Origin of the sequence: Cupriavidus sp. TMH.W2, assembly GCF_050847365.1 — a bacterium.
GTDB lineage: Bacteria > Pseudomonadota > Gammaproteobacteria > Burkholderiales > Burkholderiaceae > Cupriavidus.
This window is the reverse complement of sequence record NZ_CP193794.1, coordinates 71,811-93,969: the sequence shown is the minus strand read 5'-3', so window position 1 is coordinate 93,969 and position 22,159 is coordinate 71,811. Positions and strand designations below refer to the sequence as shown.

General features: G+C 66.0%; 37 protein-coding genes and 1 pseudogene. 21 read left to right on the top strand and 17 right to left on the bottom strand.

The window, feature by feature from the left end; genetic code table 11:
- Positions 1-62 precede the first annotated feature (62 nt).
- The 3 genes from ACREYQ_RS30055 to ACREYQ_RS30045 all read right to left on the bottom strand — a co-directional run bounded on the left by ACREYQ_RS30055 (position 63) and on the right by ACREYQ_RS30045 (position 2,762).
- Positions 63-1,379 carry a type II toxin-antitoxin system HipA family toxin gene (locus ACREYQ_RS30055; protein WP_432262943.1) on the bottom strand — a complete coding sequence of 439 codons (1,317 nt, stop codon included), beginning with the start codon at positions 1,377-1,379 and terminating at the stop codon, positions 63-65.
- Between the two features lie 2 nt (positions 1,380-1,381).
- Entirely contained in the window at positions 1,382-1,648 is a 267-nt protein-coding gene (locus ACREYQ_RS30050) for a type II toxin-antitoxin system Y4mF family antitoxin (protein WP_432262942.1), read from the bottom strand.
- A gap of 460 nt (positions 1,649-2,108) precedes the next feature.
- Positions 2,109-2,762: a hypothetical protein gene (locus ACREYQ_RS30045; protein ID WP_432262941.1), complete on the bottom strand. Its 654-nt coding sequence runs from the start codon at positions 2,760-2,762 to the stop codon at positions 2,109-2,111.
- Positions 2,763-3,143: 381 nt separating this feature from the next.
- Between ACREYQ_RS30045 and ACREYQ_RS30040 the strand changes: the two genes are divergently transcribed.
- The 13 genes from ACREYQ_RS30040 to ACREYQ_RS29980 all read left to right on the top strand — a co-directional run bounded on the left by ACREYQ_RS30040 (position 3,144) and on the right by ACREYQ_RS29980 (position 8,846).
- On the top strand, positions 3,144-3,356 hold the full coding sequence (locus tag ACREYQ_RS30040) for a hypothetical protein (RefSeq protein ID WP_432262940.1): 213 nt from the start codon (positions 3,144-3,146) through the stop codon (positions 3,354-3,356).
- A 222-nt stretch (positions 3,357-3,578) separates the two neighbouring features.
- Entirely contained in the window at positions 3,579-3,851 is a 273-nt protein-coding gene (locus tag ACREYQ_RS30035; RefSeq protein WP_432262939.1) for a hypothetical protein, read from the top strand.
- Positions 3,809-4,054, top strand: a complete 246-nt coding sequence (locus tag ACREYQ_RS30030) for a hypothetical protein (RefSeq protein ID WP_432262938.1) — start codon at positions 3,809-3,811, stop codon at positions 4,052-4,054. Before ACREYQ_RS30035 ends, ACREYQ_RS30030 begins: the two co-directional genes overlap by 43 nt.
- Positions 4,055-4,091: 37 nt before the next feature.
- Entirely contained in the window at positions 4,092-4,331 is a 240-nt protein-coding gene (locus ACREYQ_RS30025; protein WP_432262937.1) for a hypothetical protein, read from the top strand.
- Between the two features lie 41 nt (positions 4,332-4,372).
- Positions 4,373-4,540: a hypothetical protein gene (locus tag ACREYQ_RS30020; RefSeq protein WP_432262936.1), complete on the top strand. Its 168-nt coding sequence runs from the start codon at positions 4,373-4,375 to the stop codon at positions 4,538-4,540.
- Positions 4,541-4,565: 25 nt separating this feature from the next.
- Positions 4,566-5,123: a hypothetical protein gene (locus ACREYQ_RS30015; RefSeq protein WP_432262935.1), complete on the top strand. Its 558-nt coding sequence runs from the start codon at positions 4,566-4,568 to the stop codon at positions 5,121-5,123.
- Between the two features lie 67 nt (positions 5,124-5,190).
- On the top strand, positions 5,191-5,457 hold the full coding sequence (locus tag ACREYQ_RS30010; protein WP_432262934.1) for a hypothetical protein: 267 nt from the start codon (positions 5,191-5,193) through the stop codon (positions 5,455-5,457).
- A gap of 95 nt (positions 5,458-5,552) precedes the next feature.
- Complete coding sequence (locus ACREYQ_RS30005) at positions 5,553-5,846, top strand: hypothetical protein (RefSeq protein WP_432262933.1); 294 nt, start codon at positions 5,553-5,555, stop codon at positions 5,844-5,846.
- Between the two features lie 241 nt (positions 5,847-6,087).
- Positions 6,088-6,453 (top strand): hypothetical protein, encoded by a 366-nt coding sequence (locus tag ACREYQ_RS30000; protein WP_432262932.1) that lies wholly within the window; start codon positions 6,088-6,090, stop codon positions 6,451-6,453.
- Between the two features lie 206 nt (positions 6,454-6,659).
- Positions 6,660-7,541, top strand: coding sequence for a hypothetical protein (locus ACREYQ_RS29995; protein WP_432262931.1), 882 nt, complete (start codon positions 6,660-6,662; stop codon positions 7,539-7,541).
- Between the two features lie 193 nt (positions 7,542-7,734).
- The gene (locus ACREYQ_RS29990; RefSeq protein ID WP_432262930.1) at positions 7,735-8,229 is read left to right on the top strand and encodes a hypothetical protein; all 495 of its coding nucleotides are present in this window, start codon (positions 7,735-7,737) and stop codon (positions 8,227-8,229) included.
- A gap of 13 nt (positions 8,230-8,242) precedes the next feature.
- Positions 8,243-8,416, top strand: a complete 174-nt coding sequence (locus ACREYQ_RS29985) for a hypothetical protein (protein ID WP_432262929.1) — start codon at positions 8,243-8,245, stop codon at positions 8,414-8,416.
- Between the two features lies 1 nt (position 8,417).
- Positions 8,418-8,846, top strand: coding sequence for a hypothetical protein (locus tag ACREYQ_RS29980; RefSeq protein ID WP_432262928.1), 429 nt, complete (start codon positions 8,418-8,420; stop codon positions 8,844-8,846).
- 34 nt (positions 8,847-8,880) lie between these two features.
- Here ACREYQ_RS29980 and ACREYQ_RS29975 read toward each other — a convergent pair whose 3' ends face one another.
- The 4 genes from ACREYQ_RS29975 to ACREYQ_RS29960 form a co-directional block, all read right to left on the bottom strand.
- A complete protein-coding gene (locus tag ACREYQ_RS29975) occupies positions 8,881-9,855 on the bottom strand; it encodes a hypothetical protein (protein ID WP_432262927.1) in 975 nt (324 codons plus the stop codon).
- 148 nt (positions 9,856-10,003) lie between these two features.
- On the bottom strand, positions 10,004-10,279 hold the full coding sequence (locus ACREYQ_RS29970; RefSeq protein ID WP_432262926.1) for a hypothetical protein: 276 nt from the start codon (positions 10,277-10,279) through the stop codon (positions 10,004-10,006).
- A gap of 11 nt (positions 10,280-10,290) precedes the next feature.
- Positions 10,291-10,674, bottom strand: coding sequence for a hypothetical protein (locus tag ACREYQ_RS29965; protein ID WP_432262925.1), 384 nt, complete (start codon positions 10,672-10,674; stop codon positions 10,291-10,293).
- A gap of 35 nt (positions 10,675-10,709) precedes the next feature.
- The gene (locus ACREYQ_RS29960; protein ID WP_432262924.1) at positions 10,710-12,344 is read right to left on the bottom strand and encodes a DNA sulfur modification protein DndB; all 1,635 of its coding nucleotides are present in this window, start codon (positions 12,342-12,344) and stop codon (positions 10,710-10,712) included.
- A 226-nt stretch (positions 12,345-12,570) separates the two neighbouring features.
- Here ACREYQ_RS29960 and ACREYQ_RS29955 point away from each other — a divergent pair, with 226 nt between their 5' ends.
- The 7 genes from ACREYQ_RS29955 (at position 12,571) to ACREYQ_RS29925 (ending at position 16,147) form a co-directional block, all read left to right on the top strand.
- The gene (locus ACREYQ_RS29955; RefSeq protein ID WP_432262923.1) at positions 12,571-12,735 is read left to right on the top strand and encodes a hypothetical protein; all 165 of its coding nucleotides are present in this window, start codon (positions 12,571-12,573) and stop codon (positions 12,733-12,735) included.
- Between the two features lie 30 nt (positions 12,736-12,765).
- Entirely contained in the window at positions 12,766-12,981 is a 216-nt protein-coding gene (locus ACREYQ_RS29950; protein WP_432262922.1) for a hypothetical protein, read from the top strand.
- 212 nt (positions 12,982-13,193) lie between these two features.
- The gene (locus ACREYQ_RS29945) at positions 13,194-13,406 is read left to right on the top strand and encodes a hypothetical protein (protein ID WP_432262921.1); all 213 of its coding nucleotides are present in this window, start codon (positions 13,194-13,196) and stop codon (positions 13,404-13,406) included.
- A 38-nt stretch (positions 13,407-13,444) separates the two neighbouring features.
- Positions 13,445-13,834 (top strand): hypothetical protein, encoded by a 390-nt coding sequence (locus tag ACREYQ_RS29940; RefSeq protein ID WP_432262920.1) that lies wholly within the window; start codon positions 13,445-13,447, stop codon positions 13,832-13,834.
- A 384-nt stretch (positions 13,835-14,218) separates the two neighbouring features.
- The gene (locus ACREYQ_RS29935) at positions 14,219-14,521 is read left to right on the top strand and encodes a hypothetical protein (protein ID WP_432262919.1); all 303 of its coding nucleotides are present in this window, start codon (positions 14,219-14,221) and stop codon (positions 14,519-14,521) included.
- 48 nt (positions 14,522-14,569) lie between these two features.
- Positions 14,570-15,331 carry a hypothetical protein gene (locus tag ACREYQ_RS29930; protein ID WP_432262918.1) on the top strand — a complete coding sequence of 254 codons (762 nt, stop codon included), beginning with the start codon at positions 14,570-14,572 and terminating at the stop codon, positions 15,329-15,331.
- 93 nt (positions 15,332-15,424) lie between these two features.
- A complete protein-coding gene (locus tag ACREYQ_RS29925) occupies positions 15,425-16,147 on the top strand; it encodes a DUF4145 domain-containing protein (protein WP_432262917.1) in 723 nt (240 codons plus the stop codon).
- Positions 16,148-16,234: 87 nt separating this feature from the next.
- Here the strand turns inward: ACREYQ_RS29925 and ACREYQ_RS29920 are convergent, their stop codons facing one another.
- The 7 genes and pseudogenes from ACREYQ_RS29920 to ACREYQ_RS29890 form a co-directional block, all read right to left on the bottom strand.
- Positions 16,235-16,567, bottom strand: coding sequence for a hypothetical protein (locus tag ACREYQ_RS29920; protein WP_432262916.1), 333 nt, complete (start codon positions 16,565-16,567; stop codon positions 16,235-16,237).
- 64 nt (positions 16,568-16,631) lie between these two features.
- A complete protein-coding gene (locus tag ACREYQ_RS29915; RefSeq protein ID WP_432262915.1) occupies positions 16,632-17,237 on the bottom strand; it encodes a hypothetical protein in 606 nt (201 codons plus the stop codon).
- 241 nt (positions 17,238-17,478) lie between these two features.
- On the bottom strand, positions 17,479-17,874 hold the full coding sequence (locus ACREYQ_RS29910; protein WP_432262914.1) for a hypothetical protein: 396 nt from the start codon (positions 17,872-17,874) through the stop codon (positions 17,479-17,481).
- Positions 17,875-17,988: 114 nt separating this feature from the next.
- Positions 17,989-18,126, bottom strand: a complete 138-nt coding sequence (locus tag ACREYQ_RS29905) for a hypothetical protein (RefSeq protein ID WP_432262913.1) — start codon at positions 18,124-18,126, stop codon at positions 17,989-17,991.
- 67 nt (positions 18,127-18,193) lie between these two features.
- Positions 18,194-18,994 (bottom strand): tetratricopeptide repeat protein, encoded by an 801-nt coding sequence (locus ACREYQ_RS29900; protein ID WP_432262912.1) that lies wholly within the window; start codon positions 18,992-18,994, stop codon positions 18,194-18,196.
- The gene (locus ACREYQ_RS29895) at positions 18,994-19,896 is read right to left on the bottom strand and encodes a Ku protein (protein ID WP_432263076.1); all 903 of its coding nucleotides are present in this window, start codon (positions 19,894-19,896) and stop codon (positions 18,994-18,996) included. The genes ACREYQ_RS29900 and ACREYQ_RS29895 overlap by 1 nt, the downstream gene beginning before the upstream one ends.
- Before the next feature lie 141 nt (positions 19,897-20,037).
- Positions 20,038-20,130: pseudogene (locus ACREYQ_RS29890) on the bottom strand (DUF2188 domain-containing protein); the annotation flags it as partial.
- 359 nt (positions 20,131-20,489) lie between these two features.
- Here ACREYQ_RS29890 and ACREYQ_RS29885 point away from each other — a divergent pair.
- Positions 20,490-20,783 (top strand): hypothetical protein, encoded by a 294-nt coding sequence (locus tag ACREYQ_RS29885; RefSeq protein ID WP_432262911.1) that lies wholly within the window; start codon positions 20,490-20,492, stop codon positions 20,781-20,783.
- A gap of 111 nt (positions 20,784-20,894) precedes the next feature.
- Here the strand turns inward: ACREYQ_RS29885 and ACREYQ_RS29880 are convergent, their stop codons facing one another.
- The 3 genes from ACREYQ_RS29880 to ACREYQ_RS29870 are packed head-to-tail and all read right to left on the bottom strand — an operon-like array spanning position 20,895 to position 22,148.
- A complete protein-coding gene (locus tag ACREYQ_RS29880) occupies positions 20,895-21,536 on the bottom strand; it encodes a hypothetical protein (RefSeq protein WP_432262910.1) in 642 nt (213 codons plus the stop codon).
- A 2-nt stretch (positions 21,537-21,538) separates the two neighbouring features.
- Complete coding sequence (locus tag ACREYQ_RS29875) at positions 21,539-21,823, bottom strand: hypothetical protein (RefSeq protein ID WP_432262909.1); 285 nt, start codon at positions 21,821-21,823, stop codon at positions 21,539-21,541.
- Positions 21,810-22,148, bottom strand: a complete 339-nt coding sequence (locus ACREYQ_RS29870) for a hypothetical protein (RefSeq protein WP_432262908.1) — start codon at positions 22,146-22,148, stop codon at positions 21,810-21,812. The genes ACREYQ_RS29875 and ACREYQ_RS29870 overlap by 14 nt, the downstream gene beginning before the upstream one ends.
- Between the last annotated feature and the right edge of the window lie 11 nt (positions 22,149-22,159).

Below are 22,159 nucleotides of genomic sequence, written 5' to 3'. Positions count from 1 at the left end.
CGCTCCCGCGCCAAACACCTGTATGTTTATACAGTATAAGCCAGCGCAGGACGGCTGCGCGCTTAGCCGGGTTGCGGTCCCGCTGGCGCGGCGGGCACAGGCTGGGGTGGCGGCGGGTTGAGCCGCCCTTCGAGGCGCTGGGCTTGTCGCAGCGCCTCGTCGTGCAGGCGCTGCAGCAGCGTTTCGTGCGCCGGGGCCTGCGCCTTCAGTCTGGCCAGCACCTCGGGCAGCTTCGCCTGTACGCGCGCCGCGAGCGCCGTCATGATTGCCCGCGACCGCTTCGCGGGACTCTGGAGGTCCTCGAAGAAGCGATCCCAGTGCCGCGCCATGATCCAGTCGGGGCGGTTCTCGCCGCCGATCCTGAACGCGAAACGCTGGCTCAGGTTCGGGTACATACGGGTGTTGAGCAGGTCGTAGAACGGCGAGAGCCGCGCCCGCTGTTCGGCCGGGCGCACCAACATCGACAGGTTCTTCGCATGGCTGTCCATGTTGCCGGCGATCAGGTTGAAGGCGACCCATTCCAGCAGGCGGCCGGCGTCCGGTACCGGGGTGGCGCTGTTGGCCCACACGTACCGGTAGCAATCGGCGAAGCTCGGGCCGCCTTCGGCCTCGTACTTCTTCTTGGAGTCGATGCCCAAGGCCTGACACAGGTCGTACTGGTGCAGGCGCTCCAGCTGCCCCGCGCCGGCCGGGCGCCGGTCGTAGCGCGCGATCACTGCCGCATCGAGCTGCGCGTCGTAATGCACCGGCGGGACATCCAGCCCCACCGCGTGGGCGAGCTGCATGGTGAAGGCTTCGTTGACCGAGGTATCCGGCACATCGGGCCGATAGTTCACCGCCGGCTTGAGGATGTGGGTGGAGGGCGCATCGCCCATCGGGATCGACAGCGCGCCGTCGGCGCCGATGTGCACGGCCATCTTGTCCTGTGCGCCGGAGAGTGACGACAGACCCGCGTCCTTGAGCGACAGCGGCACGCCGCGCGAGTCGCTGAACCATTTGAGGATATCCGCGCGCGTCACCGGCAGGTAGCGGGCATGCACGCCGGGCGGGACGTCGGGCGGCAGGATGGAAAATGCACCCGCCGTGTCCCCCCCGAGCTTGGCCAGCAGACCGACCACGTTCTCGGGCGAGACGTGCAGGGCCTGCCCGAGAAACTCGCGGATCGTGCCTTCGGGCAGCAGGTTTTCAAAGAAGGCCTGTACCGGTTCGCCCTCATAGAGGACGTTCTCCGCCCCGACGGCCGGCACCGGCAGCCGGGGCGAGAGCGCCTGTCCGCCGGCGGCGATCCACTGCGGGGCGTAAAGGAAGGTCGTGGTGGTCTCGACATCGGTGAGCGTGCCCACCATGGCCTGTTCGCGATAGACGTGCAGTTGCTGCATGGTCAACGCTCCAGCACGGCCAGTCGGGCGCCCAGCGTATCGAGCACCTTCAGCACCTTGTCGAGTTGCACGGTCGGCTTGCCCCGTTCCAGATCGACGATAAAGCGCTCACCCGTGCCCGCCCATTCCGCGAGGGCTTCCTGCGTGATGCGCTGCTGCGTGCGCAGCCGCTTGACCACCTCACCGAGGTCGAGCGCCGACACTACCGTACCGAGTACGGCCCGGTTCGCCGGGGACGCGCCGGGCGATGGGGAGAAGGGAGCGGGCATGGGAACCTCCAAACGCTTACCGTACGGGAAGCTTAGCGCCCCTCCCCCCCTGCCGCAACCAATTTCCTTCCCGATCGGGAAGCTTTCCGTGCGTTTGTAACGTTCGCGGGAGCAAACTTCCCGATCGGGAAGTTTGACCGCACTGCCTGCCCCGGGAACCACCGAAGTCTTACCGAGCGGGAAGCCATGTAGGTGTCTGCACCGCCATTTCGCGGGGCTGCCTAGCCCAGTTCCTGCTCGGGTGCGGGCAACGGCCGGCGAATGGTACCCGGCTGGTCCTGCAGCCAGATCCGGTACCGCACCGACCGCTTGCCCTCCAGCCCGCTAGTCGGCTCCTAGTTGGGCCCGAAAATGGCCGTCGCCGGTAACGGCAAGATGCTCGGTATGGACACAGACCCATTGGAGGCGTCCATGCCTGAAACATCCCCAGAGCGGGCGACGCGAGTAAAAGAAGGCGGTGTTACCTGCTGTTTTCAGGCAGGTTGGCTAGAGTCCGGATTAGATTAGCTTCCTTGGATTCTGCCGTGCTTTCCATCAGCGTCGGATGTCCGCAAACAGCAAGAACTACATCTTGCCAACGAGGCGTGCCGAACTTAGAAGAGTAGACGCCCTTGAGGTGTTCGAACTCGTCGCTAACTGCGATTGCCACTACACCGGCATCCCAGAGTTGCTGAAACACGTTGCGATCCTGCCAAGCGGCGTTTGTTATGGCGCGAAGTGTAAGACGTCTTCCGAGTTGGAAACTAATGAGCAAGATGGCTGTGCCCAAAATAAGTCTGACAAATAGACTGTAGTCCAAAAAGAACGCGCTAATCGCCAACAACGTGCCGACAAGGCCAGCTGCTCCAGCCCGGAGGAAAGTCCCGCTGCCGATAGCCGTTGAGGCTACCTCCCGGGCATAGTTAATTTCGGTGACTGTTGGCGTTCTGTTTACCCGAACATCCAAGAACGGTTCCAGCACTGTCAATGCGGCAAACAGCGTTTTGTCCTTATCGGACGCAGACATTGACTGCCAAGAATCTACAGGGATCATTGTGATAGTGATGCAGATGCCAACGATGTTGGGCTGGATTGATCTTTGGCCATTCTGGGCTCCTGCGCCCGCGATAGCCATCAGCTTAAATCACCAACCGGCCTCACTGATGGTCGGGCAGCGGGGCAACTTTAACGCGGTCGGCTGCCGTGCATGCGACGTGTGGACGCAGCCTCCCGAAAAGACCTACGAGTGCAATCGTACTAGGTACATTGTTGCACATCGGTCAAGCCTCCCAAGTGGCCCATGAGGGATGTCAGTATGCCGCACGGCTTGCGGTAAGCTTGCTGGCGCCCGCGCCGCCCACCGCCGACGCGGTGCCACGCAAGCCCGCGCCCGGCCAGCGTACTTGCAAACACTCATTGAGTGTTTTACAGTAGCCGTGAAGTCGCCACGCGGGGCAGCAGCAGCCGCCGCCCGCTCGACTGCGCAAAGCCCGATAGACGATTAGGACCGCCAACCATGACCACCACCCAGACGATTCAGCCCGGCGATACCGTCCGGCTCAAAGCCAGCGTGCGCCGCACCGCGTTCCGGATCGAGGGCCGGGACAATCATCGCACCGCCGTTGTACAAAGCCGCCTCTCCGATATCGAGGGCGGTCTCTTCCTCCAGCGCGACCTGCACTGCTGTCGTTACTGGAACGAGGCCGACGTCGAAAAGGTCGAGGCCTGATCCCGAAGCAGACGCCATGCACTGATCCCCATCACCGCGTTTTCGCCCCCGCCTGAAGCCCCGCCCCGTGCGGGGCTTTTTCTTTGGTTCCGCACCCCCATCACCCCGGCTGAAAAATTTTCCTTGCACAACACTCATTGAGTGGTTTAAAGTCCGTCCATCGCAGCACTCATTGAGTGCCGCAACCGCGAACGAAGCTGACCCGAAGGACGGACCACCACGATGGACCTCAACAAGCTGAGCCCCGCCAAAGCGCAGATGGTGCAAGACGCGATCGCCGCAGGCTACACCGCCGAGCACAGCGACTTCTGCGTCGATCTGATCCGCTACAGCCGCCACGCCACGCCGCGCCGTCTGCTGGCCCTGCGCCTGTACGAGACGGGCACCGCCTTTGACGCCCTGCTCGACCTGTCGGCCGCCAAGGCCATGCGCAACGTCAACGAGATGCGTCATTGCCTCGGCTCGCCCCGCACGAAACGCCGCTCGACACGCTGACCCGGGTGGTGGAGCTCGCCTTCAAGGAAGGTCGCGAGTACGCCTACGTCGAAACCGGTAAGTACAAGGCCTACGCCGAGGTGACGGTGCGCGCGCTGGCCAATCGTGGCTACCGCATCGACCGCAAGGGCGGCGGCCTCTTTTTCGTCTACCGCAAGGCCGCTGCACCGGCCGCTGCACCGGCGGCAGTGGCCCACGCCTGACCCCTCGCCTGAGACCCGCCCCACCGGAGCCCCGACCATGAACGCGCCAGCCATCCTCGACAAGATCCAGAGCGGCCGCTACCGCATCGTGCAAGCGGTCGGCGCCCGCCGCTTCACGCTGGAGCGCCTGCACAAGGCGCAGTGGCTCGTTGGTGTGACGCTGAACACCAACGCGGCCAAGGCCGCCTGCGCACGGCTCAGCGCGCAGCATGGCGCGCATCTCACGATCTGGCAGCACCCCGAGGCCGCCACGACGCCGGCTGTCGCCCACCCCTGAACCCGACCCGACGACCAGAAAACCACACGAGGATGTCACCGATGAAAGTCAAATGCCTGCCCGAAGCCCTGCGCTTCGTTGTCCAGCACTGCAAGTCCCAAGAAGCGGACCCGTCTGACGCCGCCGAGTTTCTGCAAACCAAGCTGCGCGCCGAATGGGGCTGGGATGTCAGCCTGTCGCTGGCCCGCGACTTCCTCGACGCGGTCTGACGCTGCCCTGCTCTCCGACACGACCATGAAACCCCAACTCGACGCCCTGCAGTTTGTCGTCCTCAACGAGAACACACGCAACGCCGTCGGCGCCTTCATGGTGCCGGGCGACGCCGTGTCGTTCCTCGGTGTCCTGCTCCAGAAGGACCACGCGCGCAACCCGTACGACATCGTGAGCGCCGATGGCTTTCCGCTCAGCCACGCCCTGCAGGCCCGCGTCGCCGCCCTGCAGGCGACGGCGCGCGCGCCCCAGCCCGCCCCGGCGCCGGTGGCCGTCGGTCTCTACACCTTTTTCGAGGTGCTGGCCGTGGCAGACCGTGACGCGGTGACGTTGTCCACGGTCTACGTGGCCGCTGCCAGCCCCGAAGAGGCGATCGCGATCCAGCGCCGCCGCTCGCCGGCGGACCGCATGTGGCTCTCCAACATCGCCCCGCAGGAGATGGTGACCTGCCGCGCGGGCAACGCGCCCACCGAGATGACGCTGGTGGCGCTCGATGCGTGGATTGCCTACGTGACGACCCCGCAACACGCCGATGGCGCGACGCTGCCGGCGGCCGCCACCGAAATCGCGCTGCGCGCCTGAGCGCCGACGTACCGCTGCCAGCTCGACCCACCCGCCTCCCTGTTGACGACCGACCCCGGAACTGCCCATGACGACTGACCTCCTCCTGAACCTGCTCACGCCGCCGCAGCTCGAAGCGATCACGCGCGCCGACGCGATCCTCGCCCGCGCCCAGCTGCCGAGCTTCGCCTCCATGTACGCGCTCTTGGCCAGCGCCCGCAGCCACGTGGCCGCGCCCGCCGAGGGCCACGACGACGTGCTGCTGGCCATCGAGCTGCTGGACCAGATCGATTTCGTGCTGGCCGCCGTGCCGGTGCCCGGCGCCACCAGCGGCGCGCCCCCGGCGCTGCACTGACCCCGCTGGAACACCCACCCGCCATTGCGGCACAATGGCGGGGTTCGCCGCCCGAGGCGCAGGCCTCGACCCGCCACCGGATCCGCACCCCGCCCATGAAAAAACTCGAAGCGTTGTTCAACCAGCGCACCGCGCAATTCAACCAGAGTTGCACCGACCTGAGCGCGGGCGGCATGCCGCCCGCCACCGTGACCGCTGCGGACACCGCGCTGCACTACACGGTGCAGCTCGACGGCGTGACCTACGAGGTCGTGCACACGCGCAATGGCCTGTATGCGGTGTGGTCGCACGCAACGGCGCAGGTCTATGCCGGCGATCACCCGATCTCGCGCGCCTGCCTGCGTGCGGTCGCGACCTTCACCGCGCCCCCGGCGCACCCGGCCTCGTAACGGGCGTGCTTTCCGGGGGCGGACCGAGGGCCGCCGCCTGCGATTGTGCCCCCGCGTTCTCCCGGAGCGGCTCACCGCCCTGTGCACGCGCATCGCTTATTCGGCCGCTGGGCCGGCTGCTGGCTGGCCGTCCCAGCCTCAGCCGAAAGCACGATTCCCCTCCCTTGCCGACCTGTCTAAACTGTCCCTACCGCAGGGTGACCGCCCAGAGGCGCCACGCCTACGGGAGATCGGGGGAACTATGAAACGTGCCATCGCAATCCTGTTGCTGGCGGGCGCCAGTGGTATCGCGCCGGCGCAGTGGCAGGGTCAAGCGCGCATGGTCGAGACGTACACGTGGGGCGCGCCGGAAACGCCCAAGCCGCAGAAGGCGAAACGCGCGCCCCCTGCCTACGCCAATCCAACCGCTTACGCCAATCCGGCGCCACCACCGGTCTATGCCCCCGCTGCGCCTGCCGTGCCCCAAGGGGCCATCAATGTGCACACCGGACAGTTTTATGCGCCGGCTGCCGGCGGCGTGGTCGATACGGCTACCGGCACGTTCCATCAGGCCGTCGGCGGGGGCTACATCAATACCCAGACGGGGGCATTTTCGCCTGCGCACTAGCCAGCGACTCGGCTACCCGTTTGCGCGAGCGGCAGCCATGCCCGTTTGCTCACGACGAGCCGGCCGCCAGCACGTGGCTTGCGGATGACCATCGCCCGATGGGATGACAGCGAGAAGCGCCCGGGCCGGGTCGCCGGCTGGCGGGCGCTATAATCCGGCGCACAACGAGTGGTCAATCTCCGGCACCCGCCTACCGAGAACATCCCGTGCACCCGCCCGCGCCAGCTGATCCAGCGACCGGCACCAAGCCCGCCAAGCCACGCGCTATCCGCTGGCCGCCCGAGGCCGACGCGCAGATCCGCGCCCAGTATGGACGCGTGCTCGCCAAGGATCTTGCGCGGGAACTCGGCTGCAGTGTCCTCGCCCTGCGGGCCCGCGCGGTGGCGCTGGGCGTGGCTGTCAAACGCCGTCCCCGGTCGCCGCAAGAGCGACGCGAGCGCGACTTCATGCAGCAGGTCGTCGCACCGCTGCTCGCCTGCTGGCCCCTGTCGCGGGAACGGATCGCCCATGCCATCGGCACGGGCGAGCGCGACCTTACGGCCGCCCTCGCGCAAGGCCGCCCGCTACCCCCGCCCACCCAACGCAAGCTGGTCACGCTGCTCGGCCTGAACCAGCGGCTGGGCGACGCCGGCCCGCTACCGGGCCCACGGTGCAGCTATGCGCTGCTGGCCAACGACGACCCGGCCATCGTCGCACAGGTCTATCAATGGCTCGCGCAAGGCGAGTCACCCGCCATCGCGCGCGAGCTGGTCCCGGCAGCCTCCAGCCTCGCCGACCGCGACTGGAGGCTGCTGATGATCAGTCAACGCATCGCCTTCCGTCCCCAACTGATCGTCTTTCCGCGCGGGGAATCGAGCGCTGGCCTGCTCGATGCCACGACGCTGCCCGGCTACACCGGCGCGCTCGCGGTCGACCCCGCCACGTACCGCTTGCTGCTGCGCACGTGGGAAGAAGTCATGCGCAGCCCTCAGCTCGTGAACCGGGTATTTCCCCGACCGGTGGCGCGCGGGCTCCATGCCCAGCTGCTGGCGCTGCCTGACGCGCCGCTGCGGGACATCCTGCAGGATCTGGTCCGCATCGGCTGGTGACCCCCCTGAGCCGATCCGGCGGACCGGTTGCACGGGACACCGGCCGCGCGGTGCGCGCGCCTGCAGCGGATGGCCATGAGCGGCTGGCCCGCGTCCACCTCGTGCCGGCGCACACAGGCCTTGCGAGTATCGTATTGATACTTTACACTGCAAAGCCATGAGGGGCGGCATTCCGCCCCAGCCCGATCCGACCATGACCGAAACCGTCAAGAAGCTCACGCTGGCCGCCGTCAACCATGCCGTGAAGGCCCGTGGCGTCAATGCCGTCCTCTACCGTGGCAATGAGGGCTACTACTATTTCGAGGGCCCGGACGTGCAGTGGGCCTACTCCTCCTCCGTCAGTGTGTTCCGCCTGAACCACCTGACCATGGAGCAATGGATGTCCGCACTGGACCGGATCATTCTCGATAGCAACGAACGGCGTCCGGATGGCGAACCCGAAGTGGTACCGCTGCCCGCACCCACCCCGTGGCTGGACCGCGTCGTGACGCTGCGCCCGACGCAGGGCGACGATCAGACGTCCCGCACCGCCCGCGTGGTGGCGGAGACTGAGAAGCGCGTACAGGTCAAGCTGCCGGAGACGGGCCGCACGCTCACCTTCAACAAGGCCGATGGCCAACCCGCCACCAAGCTCGACCGCGACTTTCCCGGCTACGTGATGGCGCTGGCGGCCGCCGAGGCACATTGAACCGGATCCGACCATGGAGTTTGATCGCTGGCTGGCCAAGGTAGAGCACGAGCTCGTCGGTCTGGGCGTGGATGCCCTCGAAGCCAAGACGGAAGTCGATGAGCATCGCGACTGGTTCGAAGACCAGTTCGATTCGGGCGTCTACCCTGAAATCACCGGCGTTGAATGGTTCACCCACCATTGCTGAGATGAAGCCCACCCGAGCCACACCCCCGACGCGCGCGGCGCGTCCCGAGCCGGTGCCCGAGATCTCCCCTGCCCAGCCCCTGCACGAACGTCTGGATGCGCTGTTTGCGCTGGATGAGCGGCGCCAGCGCGGCGAGCTGTCCGAGGCGGAACTGTCCGAGTTCAACACGTCGCGCGATGCGCTGCTGGCGGCCGCCGGCGAGACGCCGCTTGCCAAGGCGCTGCACGAGAGCCTGCAGCTCGTGGAGGTTCTGAAGGCCGATGGCGCGTGCCTCGACACGCAGCAGACCGCGTCGGCCGCCACCGCGCTACTGCAAGCCGGTGCGCACCGCATCGCCCTGTTCGCCACGATGAAGGCGCTGCAACGCACGCCGACACCGGCCGCCGGCACGCCAGCGTCTGGATACTCGGACCCCGTCGCCGGAGACTGACGGACACGCCACCGCGCACGGAATCGCGCGGCGCCTACACGACCGGTGCGTCCGCCGAAGGGTCGCTGCGGACGGCGAGCCGTCGCACCCGGAAGCCATCGCCCACCCATGCCACGGAGAGCACGACGTGGTTGGGCGCATCGAGCAGACAGGCCTGCGCCACTGCCTCGAACTTCGGATGGGTAAAGCCCCAGCCCGCGAGGTCCATGTCCGCCACCGTACCCGCCATGTAGTCGGCCATGCGGATGAGCGGGTCCAGATGGTTGTCGCCCGTGGGAGACTGGGTCACGTGAATGAGCTGCGGCCGGTCGACGGTGGTCGTGCCGGGCGCGGCACGGGATGACTTCATGGCGTAGAACATCAGCGACGCGATATCCCACACGATGCCGTCATGGCGCTCAAGCATCGCGTCCCGATCGGAGGTCCAGCCGATGGCTTTCGGCTCGGCCACCTGATCCAGATAGTCGAGCAGCAAGGCCGCGAACGCCGCGACGAGGAACATCTTGCGGGCGAGCTTCTGGTTACCTTTCTGACGCAGGTCCCGGGCGAAGGCCGTAAGGCGTTTCCTGACCGCCACGAAGTACGCCTGCTGCGCGTCCCCGGACAGCGCCGCCATATGATCCGCGATGGTCTCGAACTCTTCGAGCTGGGCCACCATATCCTCCAGCCGCGCGAATGGCTGCAGAAAGCGGGAGTCGTCGTCCAGCACGAAGCTGACCGTGAAGACCACTGGCGAGTTCAGGTACCTGAGCATGCCTTCGGCAGGCGCCCGGGTCTCCTTGATGTCCTTCGGGGCGATGTGCTGGAGGTAGTCGAGGATGGTATCGAGCTGGTCGTGGTGCAGCAGCAGCACGAAGGCAGCCGTGTCGTTCTTTTTTGGATCCTCGAACACATAGTCGGAGATGACGTGCCAGAACGCGCCGCGTGGCAGCGGCGCCAGCCAGCGCTGCAGGTCAGCACGGGCACCCTTGTCGAACACCGATTGCACGGCTTGGATCAAGTCGATCATGACTGGGGTACGGTCGAAATGGGGACCACCATTTTCCCATGAACGACGGGCCAGTCGCCGGGCAGGCCGAGGCGCATCGCCCAGTGGTGGCGGCTGTCAGCACCTTGCTCACGCCAGCGGGCCGCGCGCGTACCGCCGTCCGCACCGCTCAGGATCGGCGCTTGCGCGGCGCGCGCGCGAGACTCGCGTACGCATCGAAGGCGGGCTTGATCTTGTCGCGGATGAGGCGGGCATGCACGCCGAGCTGCTGCTTGGCGTAGTCGTGGCGTTCGGCGGCGGCCGTCAGCGTGTCGCCCGCCACCAGATGATCGTGCAGCGCCTGCTGCATCGCCGGGCTCGTGATGCGCGTCACGCGCAGCATCGCCGCCAGCATCTCGGCGGTCAGGGGATAGTCCGGAGAATCCGGTGCATCGGAAGTCGTCATGGGTGCAGTCGTTAAGCCGGGGGGGCAGCGATCGCCGCCCCCCGCCATCCTACCCGGTCGGGCGGGCACGGTCCGGCCGACGCCCTTGCCGCCCCGGCCACCGCCGCCTTGCGATCCGCCGCGTCGCGACAATGTGGACACACCGCGTGCGCCAACCCGGCGCGCAGCGCCGTGTAGAGATACCGGTTCTGGCACGCCGGGCAGGTGCCCAGCGCGTCGCACCCGCTGGCGCTCGTCTGGATCGTGAAGCCACCGGCGCGCAGGGCGCGCACGAACGGCGTGATGACGGGGTCGGTGACCGGCGCGCGGCCGCCCGCCTTGGCAATGGTCTCGGTCTCGGTGGCCAGTGCTGCGCGCGCGTGGCGCAGGGCTTCGGCGCTAGGGATCTGTGGCATGGTGTTCCTCGTGGATAACAGTGAAAGGGAGAACCTCAGGCTTCCAGCCGCTTGGCGAGCGTGTGGAGCTCGGGCGTCAGCGACACGTTGGCCAGACGCAGCAGGCGGATGACCGTGCCCTTGATGCCGTCACTGGTCTTCTGCATCTTGCCCAGCACCACGCAGCGGCCCTCCCACATGCGGCACGCCTTGTGCGGGTCGATCTTGGCCAGCGCCTCCATGCGCTCCCACAGCGCGAGTTCGGGCCGGATCACGCCGGTCTCGGTCTCGCCGTGGTGCATCACGTAGCCGGTAAAGAGCGCGCGCCGCGCGAACGTCGCCAGCGCCTCCAGCCACACGGTGTGACCGATCACCAGCGATTCGCGCACCTCGTAGGCGGCGATATCCCCCGCCATCATGGCGCGCCAGCTCGGGATGTGCGTCGCGCAAGCCTCGAAGAAGGCCAGCAGGAACGTGTCGATCTCCTGCAGCTTGGCCGCCTCGATCGTCGTCACGTTGTTCTCGGTCACGCCCGTGAGCAGGGACAGGAATTTCTTGAAGGCGATCAGGCTCCACAGCTTGGTCGACTTGGCCGGCACCGTTGAATTCTCCACCTCGATGCGGGGCCGCACGCCGGGCACCAGATCGATCACCGACAGCACCCACGCATTGAACGGGTTGCGCCGGTCGTACAGTGCATTGATCGCCGACGAGGGCTTGACCTGCCGGCCGTTGATGTCCGCGAACATCTGCTGCGAGCGCTCCAGCCCTTCATCGAAATAGATGGTGACCGTGATGGTCTCGTCGCGCAGTTCCGGCCGGCGCGCGAGCGCCTGCTCGATCCCGCGCCGCCGATGCTGGCCATCGTTGATGAGCAGCGTCGCATCCATCGGGATGTGCAAGAGGCCAATGCGCCCGCCCGCGCCCGGCACGGGCGTCGGCTCGAAGGACATCTCGGCCGACACACTGGCCGTGATCGCCGGCAGCACGTAGCCGGTGGGGTTCGCGACGACGTACTCGCCGATCGCCTCGGCACGACGCTCGTTGAGCACCCGTTGCGCCCGCAGGTGCGCCGGCACCGCTTCCTCCGCGTCGAACGTGTAGAGCTTCACCAGCGCGCTATAGGGCACCTGCGCCGCGTAGTAGGCGCGACCCGCCTGCATGCCGGCCACAGCCGGAAACGCATAGGTGAACTGGCTGCGCTCGGTGGCCAGCGCCTGCCCGACCGCGCGCACCCGCGCCGTCTGTTCGGCCAGTTCGATCCGGTTCACGTGCATGGCGTCGAGCTCGGCCTGCGCCCGCGCCTCGTACTGGATGCGCAGCAGGTCCAGTGGCATGCCAAGCCATTCGAGCATCCAGCCGATGTCGTCGTCGGTCACCGGCCGGCCGCCCTGCCAGTTGGGATTGAGCACGCACTTCATGGCGCGCATCGCGTCGGCGTCGAACCGCTCGGCGAGGCACTGGTCCGCGAGCGCGGGATAGGCCTCGCCCTTGGTCAGCGCCGTGTGGCTCTGCACGATCCCGAAGAGCGGCTTGTGCGGCGACGCGTGGTTGTAGCGGTTGTGCTTGTCGACTTTGGCGCGCGCCGGCTCCAGTTCGGCGTGCGCCGAGATCACGGTGCCCTTCTCCACCCCGCCCACATTGGGCGCATAGGTGCGGTCCAGCGCGATCACGAAATGCTTGTTGGCCATGCTGATGTCCTCGATGGTGCGCCATCCAAGGGTCTCGCCCCGGGTGACGGCGGTTTGATGTCATGGCTCGCATCGTAGGGCGGCGCATTTCTTTGTGTCAATAGTTTTCTATTTACGCCAAGATTTTTTTACCGAGCCCTTGCATAACACTCATTGAGTGTTCTAAGCTTCGTTCCAACACCGCGCCGCACACTTCGGCGCAAGGGCTTGAACAAGGACAGAACCGATGCCGACCGTCTTCGCGTGGTACGCCATTCACAAGGACACCAAGCACATCGTGGCAGGCTTCAACGATCACCATGATGCGGACAAGTTCTGCTCGGCCTTTGCCCACGCCCAGTACGTGGTGCGCGATCGCGCCACCGTGGAAGCGATCCACGACCCGCTCTGACCCACGCCCCACTGCTTAGGACTTCCCGCCATGGACCGATTCATCGTGCTGATCTTCACGGACGTCACCGCGACCATCGTCGACTGTGAACCGCTGCTGTGCGATGGTTGCACCAGCACGGACGACGCGCAGCAGTGGGCCGTGGAAAAGCATGCCGAGGGCCGTGCGCTCCACAACATCGTGCAGCTCGCCACCGCCGACGCGTGCCACGCCTATATCGCGCGCTTCGGCTACACCCCAGTCTGACCCACCGGAAGCCCACGCCATGCCCAACGCCCACCCGATGCAAGCCCACCTGAGCAGCTGGCTCGGTGACAAGCCGATGTTCACGGTCTACTCGGCGACCCAGCGCTACCACGTATTTGACGGCGAGTACACCGTCGCACGCTACCGCGACGGGCGCAGCGTCAACATGCGCCTCATGCATCCGCGCTACGCCGACCTGCGGGCGCAGCTCGATGCCGCCATTGCAGCCATCGCGCCGGACGCTGACCAGTGGCGCATCTTCTTTCGGCGCCGAGCGGCGCGGGGACGGTCAGCTCGACGTCGAGGCCGACAGTCTGGCCATGGCCGAGGGCAAGGCCGACGCGTACGCGGCCTACCACGACCTCACGCATTTCCGGGTCCTGAACATTGCCCCGCTCGCCGCCCACCAGTACCGGCAGGCCTGAGCGCCCGCCCCGACCGCACACCAGACAGGAAACGCACCATGCCACGCGCCAAGCGCCTCAGCGCCGGTCACTATGAATACCGCTCCCGCCGGATCCTCCGGGCCTTTGGCGACCATGGCCTATGGCGGGTCTATCGCCTCGACGGCACCCACGACTGGGCGGTGAGCTTTGGCGAAGCCAAGCGCATCGTCGATCAGGAGCACGTCCCGTCGACCTTCTGCATTGCCCGCGACCGTGTGCAGCAGTGCGAGGGCGTCGACGTCACGACGCGCCGGTGGTGGGATGGCCGGCGCTTTGTCGCGGCCCGAAGCGAGCAGCAGGCGGCCCAGCCTTACCGCTCGCACGCCCGTGCGCAGGCGGCGCTCACGCGCATGGTCCAGCGTCATCTGGCCTTCGCCGACGAATGCACCATCGTCGAGTTTCAGTGATCCGCCGCGTGACGTGCCAACCCGCCATGGAGTCTCCTGCGAATGACATCGCGTACCAGCGCGCAGGCAACGTGTACCACGTCCTGTACCACGGCCGACCAGTCGGCCATGTCCAGCACACTGGCACCGCTTGGGCGGGATATCGCGTGGACGGCGTCTGCATCGGAACGGCCAAGACGCGCCGGGTCATCGCCAGAGCGCTGGCGCTCGGCTGACGTGCGTGCCGCCGCTGCGGGTAGCGGCGGGAGTGGCCACCCCGGGTCGCCCGCCTGTATGCCAGCATCGCGCGACGGGACTTGCAAGTATCGTATTGATACTTTAAGATCCTCCCATCATGTACCGCTTCCCGTCTCGGATTGGGACGCGCCTCCGGAGACTAGAACCATGGACCAGCCGTCGTATGAGTCAGGCCAGCGCGCACTGGCCAAGGAAGTGATCGGCACGTTCGGCCGGCTGCTTGCCGCGCCGCGTCACGAGCGCGATTGCCCGGTAGAGCTGCACCAGCGCCACATGCAGCAGGTCTTGGGCAACGGCCCGCGCGCCGGGCGCTTTGGCCGCATTTCTGACGAAGCCCGCGCGCAGTACAACCGGGACGTCGATGCCATGAAGGCCAAGACGCCGGCGTGCCGCTGCAACGTGCATCAGGCCAGCGAGCTGCTGGCCAAGCTCAGGGCACTCGCGGCCTGAGCCGCCCGTTGCGACCGAACGCCGCTCGTCCACTTCCGGATTCCCGCCATGATCGTACAGACCTACTACATCTCGACCGGCCGCAAGGGTGCGTTCTATACACTACGCTGCCGCCGTGACGCCGTGGGCGCCAGCGCAGCGGCGTCTGCCTTCATGCCAGATTTCTACGTCTGCACGCTGGCCGCCGACGAGACGCGCGCCGCCGAGAAGGCCGCCGTGTACGTCGAGGCGATGCGCGAGCGTATCGGCGAGAGCGACACCTTCCAGATCGTGTTTGACGACGCGCCCGAGCGCGAAGCGTTCAAGCGCCGGGGTCGTCTGTCGGTGCGCGATACGCGCACGGTCGAGCGCATCGAGGCCGGATTCTTCCCGTTCGGCAAGCACGCCGAGACACCAATCGCCGAGGCACCCGACGCCTACCTCCTGTACTGGGCCGACAAGATCCGAGACGCGGAGCAGGACTATGTCAAGGCCGCACTGGCGGCTGCCTGCATGGGCGCGGCACTGGAGAAGGGATTGATCGCGAAGCGCGACGCCGCACGCGCCGAGCGCGCGGCGCTCGATGCGCAGTCGAACTTCCTCGGCACCGTGGGCGAGCGCCGCGACTTCACCGGCGAAGTGGTCACGGCCTACCAGAAGGACGAGTTCAGCCCGTGGATCACCAAGGTGCGCTGCGGCGATGACCTCGTGACCTACGTCGGCAACAAGGCGCTTGGCACGCTGGGCGCGGTCATCACGTTCCGCGCCACCATCAAGAAGCACGACGAGTACAAGGGCGTGCGCAGCACGCAGGTGAGTCGGCCGATGTGAGCGGCTGGGCGATGGCCGCTCGCCCCGCCCCGTGGCATCTCACGCTGTGCGACAATGCGCCGCCGCGCCTCATTCCCCTGTCCCAGCCGCCCCATGCATCCCGAACACTTCCAGATCTACCACACCCGCGAAGATCTGCCGCACTGGCGCTGCACCCGCTCGGCCTGCGCCGCCGGTACCCTGCAACTGGTCGCCGACAGCCTGCGCACCGAAGCCGACTACGAGTCCCAGCGCCGGATGCAGACGCCCGACTACGGTTTCACAGCCGGCGATGACACCGGGCGGTACACCATGACCCTGCAATGCCGGCACTGCGGCGATCGCGTGATGGCGATTGGCGCGTATGGGCCCGAGGAGTGGGAGATCGAAGGGACCGAGCACACGGTGGAAGTGTTCTACCCCAAGTATTTCGTGCCGCCGGTGCCGCTAATCGCGCTCACGCCGGCGTGTCCGGCGCCCGTGCGCGCAGCGCTGGATCCGGCCTTCGCGACGTACTGGAGCGCGCCCGGACTCGCGGCCAATGCCATCCGCGTGGCGCTGGAGCGGCTGATGGACGCGCAGCAGATGCCAGCAAGCGGCAGCCTGCACGATCGTCTGGTGGCATTCGGCAAGCAACAACCCGGGGTAGCCGATTTCCTGATGGCCGCGAAGTGGGTCGGCAACGCGGGCAGCCACGCTGGCGTCGCTGATCACAAGGACATTCGCGACATTCTCGCGATGATCGAGCTGGCGCTCACCACCCTGTACCCGCCGGACCACGCCGCGCTTGCGGCCAAGGCGGCGAAGTACATTCAGAACAAGGGCCGTCCCGGCTGACCCGGCCCCCATAACAGCCGGGTTTTCCGGGGGCTGGCGTACGGCGCCCGATGAAGCCACCGAAGGGTGGCGCCATCGTATCTGTCTTCAATAACAGTCGAACTCGACCAGCCCGACGGTCGAGACGTCTTTCACGGTGGATTTGTACACCGGGTGGCCCTTCGTGCGGGCCTCCACCGTGACCGTGGCTTCAATGCGTCCCGTGATCCCGCCATGCAACCGGTAGGGACAAATCACGTGACAGGTCCACGGCTTCCTTGCCAAGCTTTGCGCATAAATTTTCACGACATGACTGGGCGACGGATTTCGCTTACAGCTCATGCCGATTTCCTTTTTCCAGCTTTCGTCGCCGTGCGCTGCGCTGGCCAAGCCAAGCACGCCTACAAGGAACATCGCGACTGTCTTGTTGCCGGTTGCCATGGCGATTCTCACGGTAGAACTACATGTCTCGGGAACGACCTGCGCTGCTGGCGCCAGCCAGTGCTTATCGCCATCCTTCCGTTGATTCGATGCGCCGCCGATATTCCATGCTGTGCCAGTCACTGAAAGGCACATACCGTGAGACATCGGCCTCGAACGCAAGACGTTCGCTTTCGGGCAGATTGCCTTCGGTCTGCTCCATGCACGTCGCGTTGGTTGAGCGGTCAAGCAACACCCAAAGCGTGTTTGGGATGATCTGCTTGCGCTGTCCGCTGATGGCGACGTACTGGTTCAGTGGGTCAAAGTCGAACGCGGCCGCTTTCAGACTGTCGTAGCTGGACCGCGCGCAATGCGTCTCCTGCGGCTGCATCGGATCCCAGTCCCATACAAGACGGCTGCGATGCCCCTGTGCGGTCTGTTCGAAGTCCGCGAGATTCGGCACTTTCAAGCGATATATGGCGCTCGCCGGCCTCGCCTCTTCCGCGATTGTCTGTGCGTAGGTGAAGCAAATATTGGGGCCACGCGCGACGCGCGGTGTACCGGGGCGATGGGGAAACTGGCTGAGCACGACGTCATGCGTGCCCGTGTACGTAATCATCACGTGTCCGACGCTCACGCTAAATGGTGCGTCTGCACGGTAACCCCAAATGACGACATCGATATCGGACATGAGGACCCCCTCGCTATTGGTGCAGCATCTGCCCTTCACTGCGTGCAACTTTCAACCACAAGGATTTTTGCTGACCATGAAGTCGATTGGTCACGATCCATAGATCGCTTACCACGCGGCATTGGCAGACGACTGCGGCAAGCCGATCCGCGCATCGCGCGACGGGACGGGGCTGGCAATGGCGCCCGAGCGCGGTCACGCTAGGGATCGTTTGCCGGGCACCGCACGCGGCACCCTTCTCTCATGACGGCGACACTGCAGCGACGCGCATTGTTGCTCCCGACACGAAATACCACTCTTCTACCGTCGCGTCGTCCACGTGTGCGATCCACCCGCAGCTCAGCGCTTTGAAGTGCTGCCCGGCCGGAACGGGCGTGGCGTAGACATAGCGGCCGACGCCATCGCGCCCGCGATACAGGATGCCGGCCTCGGTGGCCTTGATCTGCTGCGCGGACAAATCCACCGTCACGCCGTCGCCGCGCCTGAGCTGCTTGGCCAACATCACGACCTTGTAAGCGCCGTGGGCGTCTGACAGGTAGAGGTGCAGATCGGTCTTGTCATCGGCGCCGTCGTTGTGAACAGAAATCGCCTGTGTGACGGCGGCCAGACGGAGCGGCAGCAGCTCTTTTTCTTCCATGATGTCGTCTCCTCGCGTGGTTGAGCCGAACCGCCACAATTCGGCTCTGCCAATCCCGTGAGACATTAGACCGAAGGTAGGGAAGTTCAGTGCGTTAGCGTACAGACCTCGCACTCAGGCGGGGGATGGTTTGGCGACCCGCGCGATCACGGCGCGTGTCTGCACGCCCAGCGACGCCGGCGTCTCGCCGTCGCACACCAGCGGCGGGTGCGTCGGCCGGCTGGTCTGCAGGCTTGATTCGCGGTTGCACACGCTATCAGCTCATGCTGGCTTGTGCACGGCGTCGAACGGCGCGATCTCCTTCAGAGAAGACTTGGAATCAGCGCGTCAGCACGCGATAACGGCTGTAGTGCCGCAGCGCTTGCTGCGAACGTCCGGCGAGGTCGTACAGGCGTCCGAGATTGAAATGCGCGTCGGCGTTCTGCGGGTCGAGAGCGAGGCAATCGTGGTAGGACTGCATCGCAGCGTCATCATCGCCGCTGTCTTCGAGCGCGAGGCCGAGATTGAACAGCAAGGCAGTGCTCGACGGAAACTGTGCACGCGCGTCGGCCAGCACCTGTAACGCTTCGGCGCAATGGCCCTGATCGCAGAGCAGCGCGCTCAGGTCCAGCCACGCCGCATGGAGGGAGGGATCGAGCCGGATCGCATTGCGATACGCCGATTCGGCTTCGGCGACGCGCTGATGCGCTTCGTGCTGCCGCGCCGCCTCATAGGCGTCATAGGCATCCTTGGCGCTCGCCTGCAACGGGGATACGACCCCGTCGTCTGCAGCGGGGTCGCCAAGGGCCAGTCGCATTTGACCAGAGTCGGCTACCCATTCCGCGCCGTGGGCCCGCGCGATGACGTCATTGCCTTCGGCCCTGAGCGACATCGCCGAGGTGGGACGGCCGTGCGCGAGGGACTGCGAGCGCAGCAGCGAGCGCCGGATGCGGCCGGCGGAGATGTTGGACTGGCGCAAGGCCTGCGCCGTACGCAGCACCACGAGATCCCGAAAGCTGAAGCGATATTCGCCGCGATCGCCTCGGGTGGGCGCGACCACGCCCGCCGCGACCAGCGACATCACCGCTGTGCGCGGCATGCCGACAATCTCCATGACGTCGCGCATCGTATACGCACGCATCACGCTTGCTTTCTGCTGGTCCGCTTAGCCGGCGTGGCGGGCGCGCGCTCCGCTTCCGTCCGTTTCGCCGTGCGCCGGGCTGGCGGCTTGCCTTCCTTCGGAGGCTTCGCTGCAGCTGGTGCCGCTTTGGCCGGTCCGATGCTCTTGCGCAGCGCCTCCATCAGATCGATCACTTCGGCGCCGGTGACGGCCTCATGGGTCTCGGCCACCGTGATGGCCTTGCCGGCAACCTTGCGGTCGATCTGGGCAAGGATGCGTTGCTTCTCTTCGTCCTTGTACTCAGTCGGATCGTACCCTTCCACCGCATTCTGCTCGACGAGCTGCTTGGCCAGCGCCAGCTCAGCGCTCGACACGTCGACGGTCTCCACGTGCAGATCTGCCATGGAACGCACCTCGTCGGCATACAGCAGCTGCTGCAGGATCAGCCCGTCATCGCCGACGCGGATCTGGACCATGTATTGCTTGCCCTTCCATGACCATTTGGCCAGCGCGCACTTGCCAGTGCTGCGCAGCGTTTCGGAGAGCAGACTGTACGGCTTGGCCCCACGCTTGTCGGGGCCGAGGTAGTAGGCCTTGTCGTAGTAGATCGGGTCGATCGCCGCCAGCGGCATGAACGCGACAATGTCGATGGTCGGCTGGGCCGCTTCCTCCAAGGCCTTGAGCTCCTCCGGGGTGAACAGCACGTACCGGTCCTTCTCGAATTCGTAGCCCTTGACCATGTCGGCGCGCTCGACGATGACGCCTTCCTTCTGGCAGATGTACTGCTGCCGCAGGCGGGACCCGCACTTGTGCAGCAGATTGAAACTGATCGCGGCCTTGCTCTCGGTGGCGGAGAAAACCTTCACCGGGATGGAGACCAAACCGAAGCTGATCGAGAGGGAGGCGATAGATCGCGCAGCCATGATGAACTCCCAGCGGCGGGAGTGCCCCGCGTCGCCGCACGGCAGGCCCGGGCGCCTGCCGTGCACGACTCATGATAGCGCAGCCACTACCCACAGGCGGGAGTGCTACGCCGACGTTTCCACGCCGCATACATGCCGGGCTTAACACTTTTTGTCCCGAGGGTCGTGACCGAAGCTGTTGCGCTCCCCGATCTGGCCGTCCCGGCCATGGATCAGCTCGACCTGCTTGGCCTTGGCGCGGCCGGTGCCCGCCGCAACGGCTTCGTCCTGTGTCTCGAACGTCTCACGGCCGTCCGCCTACGGCCTCTACTGCCCAGCGGTCGCCGGCCGGTACCACGTGAAGGTCCTGTCTCGGCATAGCAATCTCCTGAAGTGATTGCACCAGTGTCTGCCCGGCCCGGTGGGGACGGTATCGGGCGCCGTCCGACACCGCGCGGCTGCCCGGTATCTTGGGAAGCACTTCAGCCGGTAAGCGATGCTGATAGGCTGCGCCCCAGCCCCGGCGTAGCGTCCCCGCACAACGCGCCCGCCGCGTCGCCGCACCGGCGCCGTACTGCACTAGAATGCTGCGATCACAACGAGGGGAAAATGCGATGCTCAAAGGCATGGTCGCGATCATGCGAAACAACTGGGCGCTGGAGAAGGCCGGCGTGAAGACCCAGCAGGTCGAGCCCACGCTCCGCATGGGCCTGCACCGGTTCGGCATGCAGTGTGGCATGAAGCCAGAAGAGGTGGCAGCGTTCTACATCAAGTACGAGATTGGGCCGGTCATCAACCGCCTGACCGCACTGGAGACGGTCCATGGCTGGGAGAAGGCCGGTAAACTTCGGGCGAATCTCCTCACCGAATCCCACATCCGGTACGTGAAACAGGGCTTCCGCTTCTAAGCCGCTGTTGAGCCCAAGACGCCACGATTAGCGCCAGTGGCGCAATCTGCCGGTAGAAGGTGGCGGTCTAACCAAAGCCATTGGCGAAATCGCGCACGGCTCGATTAGTTTTCAGGGCAGCAGCTGCCTCACGCAAGACGCGAAAATCACCGCATCATTGCGGCAGCGGTCCAAGTGGCTCCAACCCTCTATCTGCTGCACGACATCATGGCCGTGCGCGAGAAGCACGGCTTCAACGACTGCGATCACATGTCCGGTCTCGAAGCACCGGTCTTCGTCGAAGAGCGGCGCCCACACCCCGTGTTCTTGCAGCAGCGTGGAGATCCCCGGATAGGATTCCTTCCATGCGCTCGCCAGCGCCTCCTTGGAGACGGTGGCGCGGGTGTAGATTTCGCTGAGGCTCACCAGCTCGTTCTTGACAGCCACCGTCAGTGGCTGGCGCCGGCCGCTGTGCGCGACGGCGCGGAAATCCTCGGCCAGTCCGCTGTACCACAGCGTCGTGCCGAGCATCGCTTCGGCCGGCAGCGGATCTTCCCATTTGCCATTGGCCTCGACGAACAACACCGTCATGTCGCGCTCAATCTGCTTGAGGCCGCGCCAGAATCGATTCCAGCTACGCCCGCGCGCAACGTTGTAGCGGCACACGAGGCTGAACAGGTGCAGCGCGACCTCGCGCGGGACATCGACCAACAGGTCGGTGTTGGGGTAGAGGCGCATGCGCGCGCCGCCGGCGGTCAGCTCAATGGGAGTCATCGCTACTGGGAGGAAGTGTCAGGCGTCGGGCCGTAGATCTGGCCCAGTGCCACGGTTGTCAGGAAGCGCCGCATCAGCGCGAGATCGGGCTCGGCGCCAAGGAGGCCATCGACGCCGTAGGGGTTGCAGTACCACACGACGCCGTCGTCATACTGCAGGAAATGGTCGGCCACGGTCGTGCTGGCGCCCGAGAGCAGAGTCGCGCGCAGCGCCTCGGGCGCCGGCAGGTCCAGCCCGGCCCAATCGTTGCCGGCGATGCGCGCCTCGACCCACTCACGCGGGGGCATCCACTTCCCCCACGGTCTTGCCGGTGGCCAGATCGGCCAGCAGCCAACGTCCGTTGGATAGCGGCGTCGCGCGCGCCCCGGGGTGGGCGGCGGCCACCGCCAGCTGCTGGGCCTTCAGCGCGCGCTCGGCCCGGCGCGCACGCCGCAGCGCGATCGCATGGCATAGCGCGCCGAGCGCGGCCACGACGGCGAGCGGCAGCACGCCCCAGCCGACGGCGGCAAGCATGGTGGACGCTGATAGAGGCGCGGGATCACGTTGCAGGGCATAGAGGGTGATGGCGATGCCGGCAAGGAGCGCCCAAGACGCGCCCAGTTGAAGTGGCATGTGTTGCTCCT